This is a genomic window from Luteibacter sp. ME-Dv--P-043b, from assembly GCF_030209605.1.
Classification (GTDB): domain Bacteria; phylum Pseudomonadota; class Gammaproteobacteria; order Xanthomonadales; family Rhodanobacteraceae; genus Luteibacter.
This window is the reverse complement of sequence record NZ_JARVRT010000043.1, coordinates 1-16,788: the sequence shown is the minus strand read 5'-3', so window position 1 is coordinate 16,788 and position 16,788 is coordinate 1. Positions and strand designations below refer to the sequence as shown.

Here is a 16,788-nt window from a genome sequence, read left to right as displayed (position 1 = left end):
GCGTGAAGGGCGCCACTCACGTTCGTTGAACGTTTCCTCGGCCATCCTTTCCGTAATGACTGACGCTAATACGGCCGCACAGGAGGCCAGCGCATGACGGTCCGCCCGCTTGGCCTCGACCCGACCCCCGCGGCCCCTGCGGACCTCGCCACGCGTTTCCTGGGCGTACGCCGTCGCAGTGCCGAATTGGCATCGCATCTGCGTCCGGAGGACACCGTCATCCAGTCGATGCCGGACGCCAGCCCGACCAAGTGGCACCTTGCCCACACCACATGGTTCTTCGAGCACTTCGTCCTGGGTCGTACCCAAGGCTATGTGCCGGCGAACCCGGAATGGCACTTCCTGTTCAACTCGTACTACCAGTCGGTAGGCCCGATGCACGCGCGCCCCAGTAGGGGAATGATCACGCGGCCGGACTTCGCCGAAGTGCTGGATTACCGGCGCCGTGTGGACGATGCCGTGGCCGAGCGTCTCATGCACAACGACGATCCGGCACTGGCTGTCGTGATCGAGCTGGGCTGCCAGCATGAGCAACAGCACCAGGAATTGCTTCTCACCGACATCAAGCACGCGTTTGCGCAGAATCCCCTGGAGCCGGCGTTCGCCGCCGAGGCGCCGCGTGCGCTCTCCGTGGCCGCGCCTGCCTTGCGCTATGTGCCGTTCGACGAAGGCGTGGTGGAGGTGGGTCATGCCGGCGACGGTTTTCACTTCGACAACGAAGGGCCGCGCCATCGCACCTGGCGCCAGGCGGGTTCGCTGGCCAATCGTCCGGTGACCAATGCCGAGTTCCTGGCATTCGTGCAGGACGGCGGCTATCGCGACCCGTTGCTGTGGTTGTCGGACGGCTGGGCCACCGTGCAGGCCGAGGGTTGGCAGCGTCCGCTCTACTGGGACGAGGCGTGCGAGACGGAGTTCACCTTGCAGGGCCGCCGGGCCATCGATCCGCACGCGCCGGTGTGCCACATCAGCTATTTCGAGGCCGACGCGTTCGCGCGCTGGGCCGGCGCGCGGCTGCCGACAGAGGCCGAATGGGAAACCATGGCCGCGTCGCTGCCGATACGCGGCAATTTCCAGGACAACGGTTTGTTCCACCCACGTGCGTCGTCGTTTGAAACCGACCTGGGTCAGATGTACGGCGACGTTTGGGAATGGACGATGAGCCCATATGTCAGTTATCCGGGGTTTCGTCCACTGGACGGTGCGCTGGGGGAATACAACGGCAAGTTCATGAACGGTCAGTGGATACTCCGCGGAGGCTCCTGCGCGACGCCCTCCGATCATATTCGTGCCACCTACCGTAATTTTTTTCCTCCCCATGCGCGCTGGCAGTTCACGGGGATACGACTGGGAAACGATCGATGAGTGCTCAACCCAAAGACATCCGTGTCGACGACCGCCATCCGGATGTCGAGGACACCCTCGAGACCGTCCGGCGCGGACTCGGGGCCAAGATCAAGAAGCTGCCGTCGCGCCTGTTCTATGACGAGCGCGGTTCGGCGCTGTTCGAGGCCATCTGCGAACAGCCGGAGTACTACCTCACGCGAACCGAGATCCGCATCATGCGCGATCATGCGGCAGACATTGCCCATGTGATCGGGCCCGATGTACGCCTGGTCGAATACGGCAGTGGCAGTGGGATCAAGACGCGGATGCTCCTCGAGCACCTGGTCACGCCCGTGGCCTATGTGCCGGTGGAGATCTCGCGCACGGCGCTGATGGAAAGCGTCGCCGAATTATCCACGCGCTTCCCCGATGTGCCCATGCAGCCGGTGTGCGCCGACTTCACCCAGCCGTTGCGGCTGCCGGTGGCCTCGCGTTCGCCACGGCGCACCGTCATCTACTTCCCGGGTTCGACCATCGGTAATTTCGAGGCGAAGGATGCGGTGAAGATCCTTCGCCAGATGCGCGCCGAGATGAGCGACGGCGGCGGTGTGCTGGTCGGCGTGGACCTGAAGAAGGACGCCGCGCAGATCGAGGCCGCCTACAACGACGCCGCCGGTGTCACGCGCGATTTCACGCTCAACATGCTGGTGCGGCTGAATCGCGAGGTCGGCACCGATTTCGATCTGGATGCGTTCCGCCACCGCGCACGCTACAACGTGCTGGCCGGCCGGATCGAGACCTCGCTGGTCAGCACCCGCCACCAGGTGGTGCATGTGGGCAGCGATGCCTTCACCTTCCGCGAGGACGAAGCGATGCAGGTGGAGTACAGCTGCAAGTATTCGCTGGACGACTTCGCGCAGATGGCGAACAAAGCCGGTTTGTCGGTGGAGCAGGTCTGGATGGACGAGGATCGCCGCTTCAGCGTGCAGTACCTGGTGCGGACGACGCCCGCTGGCTGAGTGCCTGTTCGGTGAGGTTATCGTCTATCGGCAGCCGCTGCGCCGATAGACGATGACCCGTAGGAGCGCTCGATGCGCGCGACATGTTTTCGCGGAACCTCTGGAGCTGGCGCGCCAGCCGACAGGTTTGGCCTCAAAACATGTCGCGCGCATCGCGCGCTCCTACGTGTAGACGTTGGATTAACCCGGCCGGCGGGCGCCCAGGGAGACCAGCAGGTCTTGCGCGGTGCGGATGCGCTCGGCGCTGCCGGGTAGCTCGAGTATTACTCTCAGCTTGTCCTGGCCGTCCATCTTGAAGATGCGTGGCTGCTGCTGGATCAGCTTGATCAGGGCCATCGGGTCGATATCGGGCTTGTCGCGGAAGGTGATGCGTCCACCGCTGGCGCCGAAGTCCACCTTGCGGATGCCGAGCGGGGTGGCCATGAGCTTCAGTTGCGCGACGGCGAACAGGCACTTGGTCGGGTCGGGCAGCAGGCCGAAACGGTCGATCATCTCGACCTGCAGCTCGCGCAGGCCGTGTTCGTCGCGCGCGCTGGCGATGCGCTTGTACAGCGTCAGGCGCGTGTGGACATCGGGCAGGTAGTCTCCGGGGATCAGCGCGGGCAGGTGCAGTTCCACCTCGGTCTCGTGCTCGGAGGTGAGGTCGAAGTCCGGCACCTTGCCCGACTTCAGCGCGCGCACCGCGCGGTCCAGCAACTCGGTATACAGCCCGAAGCCGATCTCCTGGATCTGTCCGGACTGTTCCTCGCCCAGCATCTCGCCTGCACCGCGGATCTCCAGGTCGTGGGTGGCGAGCGTGAAGCCGGCCCCCAGTTCCTCCAGCGAGGCCAGTGCTTCCAGGCGCTTCTCCGCATCGGCGGTCATCGCCTTGCGGTCGGGCACGATGAGGTAGGCATAGGCGCGGTGATGCGAGCGACCCACGCGTCCGCGCAACTGGTGCAGCTGGGCCAGGCCGAAGCGGTCGGCACGGTTCACCACGATGGTGTTGGCGGTGGGGATGTCGATGCCCGATTCGATGATGGTGGTGGACACCAGCACGTTGAACCGCTGCCGGTGGAAATCGGCCATCACCTGTTCCAGCTCGCGCTCGGGCATCTGGCCGTGGGCGACGCGGATGCGTGCCTCGGGCACCAGTTCGCCCAGCTCGCGTGAGATGCGCTCGATCGACTCCACTTCGTTGTGAAGAAAGTAGACCTGGCCACCGCGGGCCAGCTCGCGCTGGATGGCTTCACGGATCAGCGCGGGTTGATAGGTGGAAATCAGCGTGCGCACGGCCGTGCGATGGGCCGGTGGCGTGGCGATGATCGACAGGTCGCGCAGGCCGCTCATCGCCATGTTCAGCGTGCGCGGGATCGGCGTGGCGGTGAGGGTCAGCAGGTCCACCTCGGCGCGCAGCTTCTTCAGCTGTTCCTTCTGGCGCACGCCGAAACGCTGTTCCTCGTCGACGATGACCAGGCCCAGGTCCTTGAAGCGGATGTCCGGGCCGAGCAGCTTGTGCGTACCGACGATGACGTCGATCTGGCCGTCGGCCAGCCGTTGCAGCGCGCCGTCCACTTCCTTCTTCGACTTGAAGCGGGAGATGACGTCCACGCGCACCGGCCAGTCCGCGAAGCGGTCGGCAAAGTTGCGGTAATGCTGCTGGGCGAGCAGGGTGGTCGGCACCAGCACGGCCACCTGCTTGCCCGCGGTGGCCGCGGCGAACGCGGCACGCAGGGCGACCTCGGTTTTGCCGAAGCCCACGTCGCCGCAGACCACGCGATCCATGGCGCGGGGCGCTGCCAGGTCGACGATGACCGCATCGATCGCCGCCTGCTGGTCCGGCGTTTCCTCGAACGGGAAGGTGGCCGCGAATTCCTCGATCATCGGGCGGTCGACGGACAGCGACTGGCCCTGGCGCGCCTCGCGCTGGGCGTAGATGCCCAGCAGTTCGGCGGCGACATCGCGGACCTTCTCGGCGGCTTTCTTTCGTGCGCGCTCCCAGGCATCGCCACCCAGCGAGTGCAGCGGTGCCAGTTCAGGTGCGGTGCCCGTATAGCGGCTGACCAGACCGAGCTGGGCCACCGGCACGTAGAGCTTGTCGCCCTTGGCGTACTCGATGGTGAGGAACTCGCCGGGCATGTCGCCCACGTCCAGGGACACCAGCCCCTGGTAACGGCCGACACCGTGATCGATGTGGACAATGGGCGAGCCGATGGACAGCTCGGTCAGGTCCTTGATGATGCTTTCGGGATCGCGCGCGGCACCGGCGCGACGCTTGCGATCGGTGCGCACGCGTTCGCCGAACAACTCGCGCTCGGTGAGCACGGTGAAGGCCGGCTTCGTGATCGCGAAACCCTGCTCCAGGGACGCGACCGTGATGGCGAGCTTCTCGTCGCGGGCGAGGAAATCCTTCCAGCTGTCGAGGTTGACCGGTTTCAGGCCGGCGCCGGCCAGCTGCTCGATCAGCGCCTCGCGGCGGCCGGCGGAGTCCGCCGCGATCAGTACGCTGCCCTTGTAGCTGGACAGGAAATGCTTAAGAGCCGCGCCGGGTTCGTCGCCCTTGCGGTTCAGCGGCACGTCCGGTGCCGGTTGCGTGCCCAGGTCCACGGCGCGCTCGTGGCCGGCGGGCACCACGTCGATCCGCACCTGCTTGTTGAGGCGTTCGCGCAGTTGCTCCGGTGGCAGGTAGATCTCTGCCGGCGGCAGCACCGGGCGCTCGATGTCGTGCGCGCGCTGGTCGTAGCGCTCCGCAGTCTGCGTCCAGAACTGCTCCGCGGCGGCCAGCGTGCCCTCGCCGAGGACGAACATCGCATCGCCGGCGATGTAATCGAACAGGGTTTCGGTCGCGCCGAAGAACAGCGGGAGGTAGTACTCGATACCGCCGGGCGTCACGCCTTCCTTCATGTCCTGGTAGAGCGGACAGCGACGGATGTCGATGGGAAAGCGTTCGCGAAGGTTGGCGCGGAAGTTCTTCGCCGCGTCTTCGGTCAGCGGGAATTCGCGTGCGGGCAGCAGATCGACGCTGTCCACTTGGTGGGTGGAGCGCTGGGTCTCGGTGTCGAAACTGCGGATGGACTCGATCTCGTCGTCGAACAGCTCCACGCGGTAGGGCTCGTCGGCACCCATCGCGTAGATGTCGATGAGTGCACCGCGCACGGCGAAGTCGCCCGGTTCGGCCACCTGCGGCACGTTGCGGTAGCCAGCGGCCTCCAGCCGACGCTGCTCGGCGCCCAGGTCGAGTTTCTGGCCCTTGCGCAGTACCAGCCCCGACCCGGTGATATGGGTGCGTGGCGCGATCCGCTGCATCAGCGTCGCCACCGGCACCACCAGCACGCCGCGCCGGGTGGTGGGCAGGCGGTAGAGCGTGGCGATACGCTGGGATACCACTTCCGGATGCGGACTGAAGACGTCGTAGGGCAGGGTCTCCCAGTCCGGAAAATGCAGCACCGGCAGTTCGCCGGCGAACACCGCCAACTCGCTTTCGAGGTTGTCGGCACTGCGGGTATCGCGGGTGACCACGACCAGTACGCCCTCGTGCTCGCGTGCCGCCTCGGCGACTTCGAGCGCCCACGCTGAGCCATGGGGCGTGGCCCAGTAGCGGCGGGTCTTGGCGGTAGCGGGGAGCGACGGGCGGGAGAGCACTAGAGGCATGGAGTCGGCTTGGCAGCTTGCGGACAAGCCGACGATTGTACTACCTGGCCGTGAAGGGCCAGCGGTGCCGTCCGTCCGGGCGGGGTCAGTCGGTGATGTCCGGCTCGAAGAAACTCCAGCGGACATCCGTGAACTCGGCCTTGAAGTCGGCCTCGACGATGTTGATCGCCTCGACCATCGCCCGCGCGGTGGGCGAGGGACTCATGCGGGCCTTGATCGCCACCATCACCTCGTTGCCCATCTGCAGTGTGAGCAGGTTGTAGACGGTGTCGATTTCCGGGCGAGCCTCGAGGAAGGCCATCATCTGCACGCGGCGCTTCGGCTCAACGCCCTGGCCGATCAGCAGCGCCTTGACCTCGCGCGCCACGGCCACCGCCACCACGATCAGCAACACGCCGATGGCGATGGTGCCGATGGCGTCGAACATGAGGTTGCCGGTGAGCATGGTGAGCACGACGGCGATCAGCGCGAAGCACAGGCCCATCAGCGCCGCCAGGTCTTCGCCGAAAATCACCAGCAGTTCGCTGGCGCGGGTTTCGCGAAACCACTGCCACAGCGGCTGGTCGCCGCGGGCCTTGTTCACTTCCTGCATGCAGCCATGCATGGAAATGCCCTCGGTGACGATCGAGAAGGCCAGCACGCCGATCGCCAGCCATGCCCACTTGAGCGGCTCGGGATGGGTCAGCTTGTGCACGCCCTCGTACACCGAGAACATGCCGCCGACGCTGAAAAGCAGGATCGCCACGAGGAACGACCAGAAATACAGCGCACGGCCCCAGCCGAGCGGATAGTCCGCCGACGGGGGGCGCTTGGCCTGGCGCATGCCCAGCAGAAGCAGCCCCTGGTTGCCGCAATCGGCCAGGGAATGGACCGCCTCGGCCAGCATGGCCCCGGAGCCGGTAAAGATGGCCGCCACGAGCTTGGCGACGAAGATGGCGAAATTGGCTCCGAGCGCAAGAAAGATCGCGCGCTTCGAATCGGCGTGTCCCGACATGTGATCCCTGTTCCCGATGGGTAATCGTAGGATCTTACCGTAGGATGCCCACGCCCACGCCGAAACTCACGTTCGGATGGCCACCGGACATCTCCTTGGCCGTCCATACGTGCGACTGGTTCACTGTCACCAGCGGGAAGGTGTACGAGGCCTGGCCAACGTTGGACGCGCGCGTGCCGTTGAGGCGCCCGGATACCGTGACCAGGCCGCCCGCCGGGTAATCCAGGCTTTCGACATAACCGGGCATGGCGGCGATGAAGCGGCCGTTGCCGGTGTCGTTGGCCTGCGGCCGCTGCGAGCGGTCCAGCGGATAGGCGAGGATCTCGATTTCGCTGTGGTCGGCGAAGTTGCTGACCTTGACGATGCGCCCGCCCCAGATGACGTCGGCGCTGCCGTAGCGTTCCGGCTCTCGGGCCACCTGGGACGGCGGCACGGCGGCATTGTTGGGGGTCGGCTTGTAGATCGGTGCCGGCGCGCAAGCGGAAAGAGCGGCGGCGAGCACGAAAGCGGCGGCGGTCGAACGGACGGTCTGGGGGCGCATGGGTCGGCTCCTGGCGTGTAACCCAATCTACCGCCGACGGACTGAACGTGGCGACTGCGGCGCGTGGGCTACATCTTCATCCTTGCCTTCCTCGACCAGCCAGGTCAGGCGGTATTCGGACTGGCCGGCGGTGCCCAGGAGTTTCGGCAGCAGCCTGAGGGAATCGCGCAGGGCGTCATCGAGCTTCCACGGCGCGTTCACGATGGCGATGCCGGTGCCGTTCAACCGCAGCGGGGAGTCGTCCGGACGCAGCAGCAGTTCGGCCACCAGCACGCGCCGGGCGCCGCACTTGGTCAGCCAGCGGTGGAACGGCTGGACATGGCTGCGCAGCTTGATCGGATACCAGACGGCGTAGACGCCGGTGGGCCATTTTTCCAGCGCGGCTTTCAGCGTCTTCTCGATCAACCGGAACTCGGCTTCCTGCGCCTCGAACGGGGGATCGATAAGGACCAGACCGCGTTTTTCCTTCGGCGGAACGAACGCCTTCATGGCTTCGTAGCCGTCGCGCTCGTGCACGTGGATGCGCTTGTCGTGATGGAACAGCTGGCGCAGGGCGCTGGACTCGTCGTTGCGCAGGTCCACCATCTGGGCGGAATCCGTCTGCCGCATGAGGTGCGCGGCGATCCACGGCGAGCCCGGGTAGTAACGCAGCGTATCGCTACCCTCGTTGCAGGCCCGGACGATCTCGAGGTACTTCCACAGCAGGGGCGGCAGCCCGCTGGCGGTCTTGAGGATGCCGAAGCCTTCGTCCGCCTCGGCCGTCTTGCGTGCCTCGTTGCCCTGAAGGTCGTAGCGGCCGCCGCCGGCGTGGGTGTCGATGTAGCAGAACGGCGAGGCCTTCTGCTTCAAGGCATCGATCAGGGCCACGAGCACCATGTGCTTGAGGACATCGGCAAAATTGCCGGCATGGTAAGCGTGACGGTAGTTCATAAGGGGAGTATACCGGCCGAAGGCCGGTATACCGTAGGAGCGCACGATGTGCGCGAGTGCTTTTCGCACCAGTCCCCCACCTCTAAGCGCCAGCGCCGAGGTTGTCGCGAAAAGATGTCGCGCACATACGTGAACTCCTACAGCCGCATCGAGCAGCCCCTCAATACGCGAACGTCACCCGCTTCTTCGCCGCATCGCCTTTCTCGATCCGGTCCAGCACGCCGATGGCGAAATCCGCCGTGGAAATTTTGCTGTGCCCGGCGGCATCGACCAGCAACTGCTCGCCACCGACGCGGAAGCTGCCCTTCCGCTCACCGGGCGCGATCTCGGCGGCGGGACTGATATAGGTCCAGTCCACGGCCGCCGTGCTGGCGCGGAAGGCCTTCAGCGCCTCGATCTGCGCATTGGCGGACGCTTTCCAGGCCTCGGGGAAGTGCGGATCGTCGATGACGCGCACGCCGGGCGCCGCCTCCAGGCTACCGGCGCCGCCGACCCAGGCGAAGCGCTTCACGTGCGCGGCGGCGAGTGCGTCGAGCAGGGTGGTGGCCTGGCGGGGGACATTGGCGGGATCGGCGTGGTCGTTGAGGCTGGCGATGGCGGCATCGGCGCCGCCGAGGGACGGAGCGAACGAGGCCGGCTCGGCCACGTTGCCCTTCACCACGTGAAGCTTCGGATGCTTCGTGGCGAGCTTCGACGGGTCGCGGACCACCGCCGTGACCTCATGGCCGCGGGCCAGGGCCTCGTCGAGGATGACGTTGCCGATATTGCCGGTGGCGCCGAACAGAATGATCTTCATGGGTAAACCTCGGGTTCGGTGGGGTAGGCGCACAGCATGCGCCGCGTATCGTTACGGAAAAACCACTCCTGACGCGATTCATCGTAAAGTCTTGCTTTACGATCTTGACCGAGCCCCATGGCCATCGATATCAATCTCAACCGTTTAGGCGTCTTCGTCGCCCTGGTTCGTGCCGGCTCGTTCACGGCCGCCGCCGAGCAACTGGGCACGACCAAGGCGATGGTCAGCCAGCACCTGGCCCGTCTGGAAGCCGAACTCGGCGTGCAGCTTCTGGTGCGCAGCACCCGCCGTATGGCTCTGACCGACGCGGGTGAGCGTTTCCACGAGGATTGCGCGCGTGTGCTGGCGGAGGCGGAAGCCGCGATCGCCCGCCTGGGCGAATGTCGCGACACCCCGATGGGTACGCTGCGCATCAGCGCAGCGAACGACCACGGCATCAACGTCGTGGCACCGGCCCTGGCCGCCTATGCCGAGCGCTACCCGCAGGTCCGCGTGGAACTGGTGGTCACCGACACCGTGACCGACCTGATCGCCGAGCGCTTCGACCTGGCCATCCGCCTCGGCTGGCTGCGCGACTCCAGCCTGCGCGCGACGAAGCTGTCGAGTTTCCGGCAATGCCTGGTGGCATCCCCCGCCTATCTCGCCCGCCATGGCACACCCACGGTGCCCGAGGATCTGTCCACGCACCGCTGGATCGCGGTCAGCGTGCTTGCCTCGCCGACCCGCTGGGTGTTCAAGGATCCGAACGCCCCGGACTGCGTGGTGCAGACCCGCGCCGTCGCCAGCGCGAACAGCGCCACGGCGGCGTACCGCTTCGTGCTCGAAGGCCTGGGCCTATCGGTGTTGCCCGATTACATCGTGGAGGCCGAACTGAAAGCGGGCGGCCTGGTGGCCCTGTTGCCGGGCTATACCTTGCCCGCGGGCGGGGTGCACGCCGTCTACCCGGGCAGCCAGCCGCCAGTGAAGGTGCGGGCGTTCATCGACCTGCTCAAGGAACGCCTGGCCTGAACGCGCCGCGCCGCGTGGCGCGCCCGCCGCTCAGGTGACCTGGTTACCCAGCCGAAGGTTGATCCCCAGCTTGGCCGCCAGCTGGCGCATGTGCTCGTCATCGCGCGAGGACGTGATCCAGCCGGCGTAGACGTCGTCGTCTTCCGCTTCGCGGGCCCACAACGTGTAACCGTACTGGTTGAGCTGGTCGAAGGCGCGGCTGAAGATCTCCGGCCCGTCGATGTCCTCGTGGAATTCGTCCTCGCTGGGGTCGCCGTCCCAGTCGATGGTGACGTCGCTCCAGCGCGAGACCAGCTCGGCGATCGCCTCCACCAGCGTGCGGGTTTCGTCGGCATCCACTTCGAAACTGGACTGCCAGTCGGTGACCTGCGCCACGACACGGATGGGATCGTCGTCGCCCTGGTCCTCGATTTCCGTGCGGTAGTCGGTGAACTGGCGCAGCGCGTTTTCCTCGTCGCCCGGGTTGATCAGCAGCAACAGCTGCCACACCTGCGACTCGACCGTCTCCTCGCCTTCTTCGTCGTCGAACTCGCGTTCTTCGGGGTAATCGTCGTCGTAGCTCATGGGGAAGGACCTGTGGAGAACTGGCGAAATCATCGCACGATGCGCGTCAAAGCGTCGCAGTCCTTGAAATGGACGTCCAATCGACCGGGTTGACATCGGGTCGCTGCGGTGCAACAAATGGCACCCGGCCCTATCCAGGCGACACCCGCTCACCGTGAACGCTCACACCTGCCACGCACCTGCCTTTCCGTCGATGTCAGCGGCCGCGCCGCGATGTCCGGTCGGCGCTGCGTGTCGTTCGTGTCGACGGGCCTGAGCGACTGACGCCACGCGTTGCGCGTGTCCTGCGGGTCCGCCGCAGGTAACGATATTTTCGATCTTTTCCGGCCATGCCGGCTGCCGCTGCTTTTCGCCGCGGCGTCATGCCGCCGTTCCCGGCTATCCGGCGCCTCAGGTGCCGATCCTTCCATCGTTTTCCAGGGGAAAGTCCCACCCATGTCGCCTTCGACCCATCGTCGTCACCCGTTGTCCCTCGCGCTGGCCCTCGTGCTCGGCGCCACGTCCGCCCATGCCCAGGAGGCCGCCCCGGCGGACAAGGCGGAATCGGCAAAACCGAGCCAGCTGGACACCGTGATCGTCACCGGCACGCGCAGCACCGAGCGCACCGTATCCAGCTCGTTGCAGGCGATCGACGTCATCACCCCGCAGCAGCTGCAGCAGACCGGCGCCACCCAGCTGACGGCCGCGCTGGCGCGGCTGGTGCCGTCGCTCAATTTTCCGCAGCCGACCACGATCAGCGGTGCCGAAGTGGCCCGTCCCGTGACCTTGCGCGGTCTCAGCCCGGACCAGGTGCTGGTACTGATCGACGGCAAGCGCCAGCACGCCGGTGCCTTCCTCAACCTGGGCGGTGCGATCGGGCGCGGTTCGAATCCCGTGGACCTCAACGCCATCCCCGTCTCGGCGGTGGAGCGTATCGAGGTGCTGCGTGACGGGCAGTCGGCGCGTTACGGCTCCGATGCCATCGGTGGCGTGATCAACGTGATCCTGAAGAAGTCCGGCACGGGCGGGCAGGTGACCGCCAAGTTCGGCGGCTATGACGCGGGCGATGGCCTCCAGCGCCAGCTGAGCGCGGATACCGGCTTCAAGCTGGGCGACAAGGGCTCGATCCATGTCGCCATCGACACGCAGAACAACGACGGCACCAATCGCGCCGGCCTGGATCGCACGGCCGCCTCGGTCGGCACCACCTACGGGAAGAGGGTGTACTGGCTGGGCGAACCCGCCGTGCAGTCGAACAAGGTGTCGCTGGTGGGGCAGTACGCCTTCAGCAAGGCGGCCGAGGTGTATGTCGAAGCGCTCTACCGGCGCGATCGCGACGAGACCGCCAGCCTCTATCGTCACCGCGGTGAATCGACCAACGTCGCGTCGATCTATCCGCAGGGCTACCTGCCGGTGAACGTGCCCATCGTCAACGACACCACGCTGACCGCCGGCGTGCGCGGCGAATTCGACAGCGGATGGCATTACGACGCCTCGGTCAGCCACGGCTCGAACGAATACGACCAGCGCAGCCACGCGATCAACGCGGACTACTACCGCGCGTTCGGCAGCACGCCGTTCTTCATCCAGGGCGCCGATTACAAGACCAACCAGCAGGTGGCCAACCTCGACATCGGCAAGGAATTCAGCCCGTCGTGGTTGCCCAACCCGATCAGTGTGTCGTTCGGTGCGGAATACCTGCGCCAGGGCTACAAGGTGAAACCGGGCGACGCCGTCTCGCAGTACGGTGCCAACGGCGGCATCACCGGCGACCTGCAAGGCAACTGGCAGCGCCACGACACGTCCGTGTACGTGGACCTCGATACCAACCTGACCGACCGTTTCGCGGTGTCGCTGGCCGGCCGCCATGAGCAGTACAGCGACTTCGGCGGCACCACGTCGGGTGCGTTGTCCGGACGGTTCGACTTCACCCCGCGCGTGGCCCTGCGTGGCAGCGTCGGCACCGGGTTCCGTGCGCCCACGCTGGTGCAGCAGCACTACGCGGATATCTCGTCGCAATTGCAGGACCTCGGCCAGGGCCAGGTGCTGGTGCAGTCGGGCACGTTCCCCGTGGACTCCGCGGCGGCCAGCCTGCTCGGCGCTGTGAAGCTCAAGCCGGAGAAGTCGCGCAGCGCCACGCTGGGGTTGGTGCTGGAACCGCTGGACGGCTGGAATGTCAGTGCCGACGCGTACTGGATCAAGATCGCCAACCGGATCAACCTGTCGTCCAACATTCCGGTCAACACGCCGGCCGTCAACGCCTACCTGGCCGCCAACGGCGTCGATGCGAATTACCAGTCGATCCGCTATTTCACCAATGCGGTGAACACACGCACGCGCGGGCTCGACATCGTCAGCCAGTACGGTTTCGATCTTGCGAACGGCGATCGCCTCAATACCACCGTGGGCTGGGCATACAACGAGAACAAGGTGACGCGGGTGAAGCCGAACCCGGCGATCCTCGACGAACTGGGCGTGGCGGTGCAGCGTGTCGAGCGCCGCGAACGCCTCGGGCTGCTGGGCGATACCAATCCGCGGACCAAGCTCGATGTCGGCTTCGACTACCTGCACAGCCGCTGGGCGGCGCACGCCAACGTGCAGCGCTACGGCAGCTACACCGTCTACAGCAACAGTGGCCCGGCACTGGACCAGGACTTCGACCACCGCTGGACGCTCGACGTATCGGCCGACTACAACCTCGACCGCTGGACGTTCACCGCCGGCGCGGACAACGCGTTCAATGCGCGGCCGGAGCAGGTGAAGTACGCCAACTCCACCAGCGGTAACTTCAAGTACAGCCTGTTTTCGCCATTGAGCTGGAATGGCCGTTACTACTACGCCAGCGTGACCTACCGGTGGGATTGATGTCGATGCGTGCCTTTATGCTTGCCTTGTCGCTGACCGCCACCGCGGCGGTCGCCACGCCGGCCGCGGACGCACCGCTGGTCGGTTTCACCCCAGCATCGTCCGTTGCCGAACGCGAGACGGAGCGTCGCGTGGACGCCGCGCTGGCCGGCGCCGACCTTGACGGCTGGCTGCGCCGACTCACCTCGGCGCCCAACCACGTGGGCTCGCCGCACAACGACGAGAACGCCCGCTTCATCGCCGACAGCCTGCGTCAATGGGGCTGGGACGTACAGGTGGAGTCCACCCGCGTGCTCGTCGCCTATCCCACGGTGCAGAAGCTTGGCCTGCTGGACGGCGACGGCTACGCGGCGGACTTCACCGAGCCGGCGGTGGCCGGCGATGCCGACACCGCGCGGCGTGACGGCGTGCTGCCGGGCATGGAGGCGTACAGCCCCGACGGCGCGGTGGACGCGCCGATGATCTACGTCAACGAGGGACTGGCGAAGGACTATGCCGACCTGGCGCGCACGGGCCAGTCCGTGGCGGGCAAGGTGGTGCTGGTGAAGTCCAGCGGCGCCGGTCGCTGGGTGAAGCCGCGGCTTGCCCAGCAGCACGGTGCGGCAGGCGTGGTCATCTACTCCGATCCCCAGGCCGACGGGTTCACCAAGGGCGAGGTTTATCCCACCGGCGCATGGCGCACGCCGCGCACCGTGCAGCGCGGCACGCTGGGTATCGACAGCGTGCTGGATGCCGCCAGCGCGAAGACGATCCAGGCGGCCAGGCATACCGACGACCTGTCGATCCCGGTGGTGACCATCGGCTACGGCGATGCCGAGCATTTCCTGCGCGCGCTGGGCGGTCGCGTCGTGCCGAACCGCTGGCAGGGTGGACTGCCGCTGACGTATCACATCGGCGGCGAGGCACGTGTCCACCTGGAAGTCCGTTCGCCGTGGGAGTGGCGCACGCTACATAACGTCATCGCCACACTCCGCGGCAGCCGCTACCCGGACGAGTGGGTGATCCGTGGCGTGCACCACGACGCCTGGGTCTACGGGGCCTGGGACCCGCTGGCGGGCACCACGGCGCTGCTGGCCGAAGCGAAAGCCATCGGTGAGCTGGCCAAGGCGGGGGTTCGACCCAAGCGCACCCTTGTCTTCGCCAGCTGGGACGGCGAGGAACTGGGCATCCTGGGCTCGCGTGCCTGGACGGAGCGCCATGCCGCGGAACTGGCGAAAAAGGCGGTGTTCTACCTCAACAACGACACCACCGGCCGCGGCCTGCTCGCCGCCCAGGGCGACCCGTCGATCGGTGCACTGGTGGACGGCGTCGCCGCCGACCTGAGCGATCCGGAGACGGGAGCGAGCGTACAGGCACGCCGTCTGGCCAAGCGTGCCGTGGACGCCGACGAGAAGGGCAGGGAGGTACCTGCTGGCCCGGTCGTCCTGCCTCGGCTGGGCACCGGTTCCGATTACCTGGCCTTCGCCCATCGACTCGGCGTTCCCTCGCTGCATGTTCGTTACGGATACGACCGCGACGGCGACGAGGAAAGCGTGCCGGTCTACCACTCGCTCTACGACACGTATGCGCACTACCAGCGCTTTGGCGACCCCGGCCTGGCCTATGTCGGCCTGCTGGCGAAAACCAATGCCCGCCTGGCCTTGCGTGTCGCCAATGCCGACGTGCTGCCATGGCGATTCACCGTCTTCGCGCAAGCGCTGGGTCGCGATATCGATCGGGTGCAGGCCGGCGCGACGAAAGCCCACGACGAAGCGCAGCGGCACAACGCGCTGCTGGCGGACGGGTCGTACCGCCTGGCGGAGGTGGCCTACCGGCAGTTGCAGCCGCCTTCGCGGGTCGATGACGCATGGCAGCCGGTGGACCTGGACGCCTTGCGTGCGGCGCAGCGTGACTTGCTGGCGGCAGCGACCGCTTACGATGCGGCGGCCGACGCCAGCGGGGACATCCCGCCCGCGGACACCATTCGGATCAATCGTCACCTGCGCGAGGTTGGCGACGCCTACCTGCAGACGGAGGGTCTGCCGCAGCGGCGCGCGTATCGCCACCTGTTGCAGGCACCCGGTCGCAAGGAGGGTGAAGATGTCGCCCCCCTGCCGGGAATCGGCGATGCGATCGACGCTAAAGCGTGGGACGAGGCACGCGACGAGACGGCATTGACCGTGGAAGCGACGCGCAAGGCGACCCAGGCCTTGCAGCGGGCGACCGTCTTGTTGGCGGGGCGGAAACCGTAGTGGCACTTCGACGGAGGGGCGGCTGTCCCGTCCCTTCGGTGCATCGGGCATGCGCTCGGCTATAGTCCGCCGCACTCTCAAGGCGGACGCAGGCATGAACGACACCTCGCAAAAAAACGGGTCGCATCGCAAGAAGGTGTGGGCGCCCATTCGCTACGCGCATGCCCGCCCGCGCCTGCTGGTCGGTGCAGCCGTCGCCGTCATCGCAGCGGTGGTGCTGGAATTCAGCGGGCTGCCGCGTTCGCTGCCGTTGCTGATCGGTTTCGATATCGGTGCCGTGGTCTACTTCGTGCTGCTGTTGCGCATCTTCGTCGGCGCCAATCCGGCCACGATGCGCCGGCAGGCCTCGCAACAGGACACCGGGCGCTGGACCACCCTGCTCAGCGGCGTCGTGCTGTCCGCCGTGGTGCTGGGCGCGGTCACCACCGAGCTGAACTCCAGCGACAAGGGCGGCGTGATGGCGATCGCCGTAGCGGCAAGCACGATCATCCTGGCGTGGACGTTCATGAACACGCTGTTCTCGCTGCACTACGCGCATGGCTACTACGGCGAGTTCGGCGAGCCGCACAAGGGCCTGGAGTTTCCCGGCGACGAAGAACCCGATTACTGGGATTTCGCTTATTTCGCCTTCACCATCGGCATGACCTTCCAGGTGTCCGACGTGCAGATCACCACGCGCTACCTGCGCCGCGTGGGCCTGATGCACAGTGCCATCGCTTTTTTCTTCAACGTTTTCATCATCGCGATCAGCGTGAACGTGGCGGCGGGGAAGGCCTGATTCTTTTGGGTTGGACTTTGGGGGCAGGCTCGCCTTCGGCCTTGCGTTGGGCCTTGCAGCCCTGGCGTTTGGGGAAAGAGCCGGCGGGTAGCCCCCTCGGGGCCACGCCTGCGGCGACCCGCTAAGGAAG

Annotated in this window: 12 protein-coding genes; 6 read left to right on the top strand and 6 right to left on the bottom strand. The window is 66.3% G+C overall.

Annotated features, from left to right (window positions below; genetic code table 11):
* The first annotated feature begins 93 nt into the window (after positions 1-93).
* Positions 94-1,362: an ergothioneine biosynthesis protein EgtB gene (gene egtB, locus QRN34_RS18200; protein ID WP_285406732.1), complete on the top strand. Its 1,269-nt coding sequence runs from the start codon at positions 94-96 to the stop codon at positions 1,360-1,362.
* A complete protein-coding gene (gene egtD / locus QRN34_RS18195) occupies positions 1,359-2,342 on the top strand; it encodes an L-histidine N(alpha)-methyltransferase (protein ID WP_285406731.1) in 984 nt (327 codons plus the stop codon). Before egtB ends, egtD begins: the two co-directional genes overlap by 4 nt.
* A 180-nt stretch (positions 2,343-2,522) precedes the next feature.
* On the opposite strand, the gene mfd is transcribed toward egtD, so the two are convergent.
* The 5 genes from mfd to QRN34_RS18170 form a co-directional block, all read right to left on the bottom strand.
* Positions 2,523-5,972 (bottom strand): transcription-repair coupling factor, encoded by a 3,450-nt coding sequence (mfd, locus tag QRN34_RS18190; protein WP_285406730.1) that lies wholly within the window; start codon positions 5,970-5,972, stop codon positions 2,523-2,525.
* Positions 5,973-6,057: 85 nt separating this feature from the next.
* A complete protein-coding gene (locus QRN34_RS18185) occupies positions 6,058-6,966 on the bottom strand; it encodes a cation diffusion facilitator family transporter (protein WP_285406728.1) in 909 nt (302 codons plus the stop codon).
* 34 nt (positions 6,967-7,000) lie between these two features.
* Positions 7,001-7,507 carry a Slp family lipoprotein gene (locus tag QRN34_RS18180; protein WP_285406726.1) on the bottom strand — a complete coding sequence of 169 codons (507 nt, stop codon included), beginning with the start codon at positions 7,505-7,507 and terminating at the stop codon, positions 7,001-7,003.
* 27 nt (positions 7,508-7,534) lie between these two features.
* Positions 7,535-8,437 (bottom strand): 23S rRNA (adenine(2030)-N(6))-methyltransferase RlmJ, encoded by a 903-nt coding sequence (gene rlmJ / locus QRN34_RS18175; RefSeq protein WP_285406724.1) that lies wholly within the window; start codon positions 8,435-8,437, stop codon positions 7,535-7,537.
* 160 nt (positions 8,438-8,597) lie between these two features.
* On the bottom strand, positions 8,598-9,233 hold the full coding sequence (locus tag QRN34_RS18170) for an NAD(P)H-binding protein (RefSeq protein WP_285406721.1): 636 nt from the start codon (positions 9,231-9,233) through the stop codon (positions 8,598-8,600).
* 117 nt (positions 9,234-9,350) lie between these two features.
* Between QRN34_RS18170 and QRN34_RS18165 the strand changes: the two genes are divergently transcribed.
* Entirely contained in the window at positions 9,351-10,241 is an 891-nt protein-coding gene (locus QRN34_RS18165; protein ID WP_285406718.1) for a LysR family transcriptional regulator, read from the top strand.
* 30 nt (positions 10,242-10,271) lie between these two features.
* Here QRN34_RS18165 and QRN34_RS18160 read toward each other — a convergent pair whose 3' ends face one another.
* The gene (locus QRN34_RS18160; protein WP_285406714.1) at positions 10,272-10,805 is read right to left on the bottom strand and encodes a hypothetical protein; all 534 of its coding nucleotides are present in this window, start codon (positions 10,803-10,805) and stop codon (positions 10,272-10,274) included.
* Between the two features lie 435 nt (positions 10,806-11,240).
* Here QRN34_RS18160 and QRN34_RS18155 point away from each other — a divergent pair, with 435 nt between their 5' ends.
* From QRN34_RS18155 to QRN34_RS18145, 3 genes are all read left to right on the top strand, one after another.
* Entirely contained in the window at positions 11,241-13,649 is a 2,409-nt protein-coding gene (locus tag QRN34_RS18155; protein WP_285406709.1) for a TonB-dependent receptor, read from the top strand.
* 5 nt (positions 13,650-13,654) lie between these two features.
* A complete protein-coding gene (locus QRN34_RS18150; protein ID WP_285406707.1) occupies positions 13,655-15,880 on the top strand; it encodes a M28 family peptidase in 2,226 nt (741 codons plus the stop codon).
* 94 nt (positions 15,881-15,974) lie between these two features.
* Complete coding sequence (locus QRN34_RS18145) at positions 15,975-16,658, top strand: DUF1345 domain-containing protein (protein ID WP_285406704.1); 684 nt, start codon at positions 15,975-15,977, stop codon at positions 16,656-16,658.
* Positions 16,659-16,788: the final 130 nt, after the last annotated feature.

Bases quoted from the DNA above. Each gene is read 5' to 3' on its own strand.
- egtB (WP_285406732.1), top strand. From the start codon at position 94: ATGACGGTCCGCCCGCTTGGCCTCGACCCGACCCCCGCGGCCCCTGCG.
- egtD (WP_285406731.1), top strand. From the start codon at position 1,359: ATGAGTGCTCAACCCAAAGACATCCGTGTCGACGACCGCCATCCGGAT.
- mfd (WP_285406730.1), bottom strand. From the start codon at position 5,972: ATGCCTCTAGTGCTCTCCCGCCCGTCGCTCCCCGCTACCGCCAAGACC.
- QRN34_RS18185 (WP_285406728.1), bottom strand. From the start codon at position 6,966: ATGTCGGGACACGCCGATTCGAAGCGCGCGATCTTTCTTGCGCTCGGA.
- QRN34_RS18180 (WP_285406726.1), bottom strand. From the start codon at position 7,507: ATGCGCCCCCAGACCGTCCGTTCGACCGCCGCCGCTTTCGTGCTCGCC.
- rlmJ (WP_285406724.1), bottom strand. From the start codon at position 8,437: ATGAACTACCGTCACGCTTACCATGCCGGCAATTTTGCCGATGTCCTC.
- QRN34_RS18170 (WP_285406721.1), bottom strand. From the start codon at position 9,233: ATGAAGATCATTCTGTTCGGCGCCACCGGCAATATCGGCAACGTCATC.
- QRN34_RS18165 (WP_285406718.1), top strand. From the start codon at position 9,351: ATGGCCATCGATATCAATCTCAACCGTTTAGGCGTCTTCGTCGCCCTG.
- QRN34_RS18160 (WP_285406714.1), bottom strand. From the start codon at position 10,805: ATGAGCTACGACGACGATTACCCCGAAGAACGCGAGTTCGACGACGAA.
- QRN34_RS18155 (WP_285406709.1), top strand. From the start codon at position 11,241: ATGTCGCCTTCGACCCATCGTCGTCACCCGTTGTCCCTCGCGCTGGCC.
- QRN34_RS18150 (WP_285406707.1), top strand. From the start codon at position 13,655: ATGCGTGCCTTTATGCTTGCCTTGTCGCTGACCGCCACCGCGGCGGTC.
- QRN34_RS18145 (WP_285406704.1), top strand. From the start codon at position 15,975: ATGAACGACACCTCGCAAAAAAACGGGTCGCATCGCAAGAAGGTGTGG.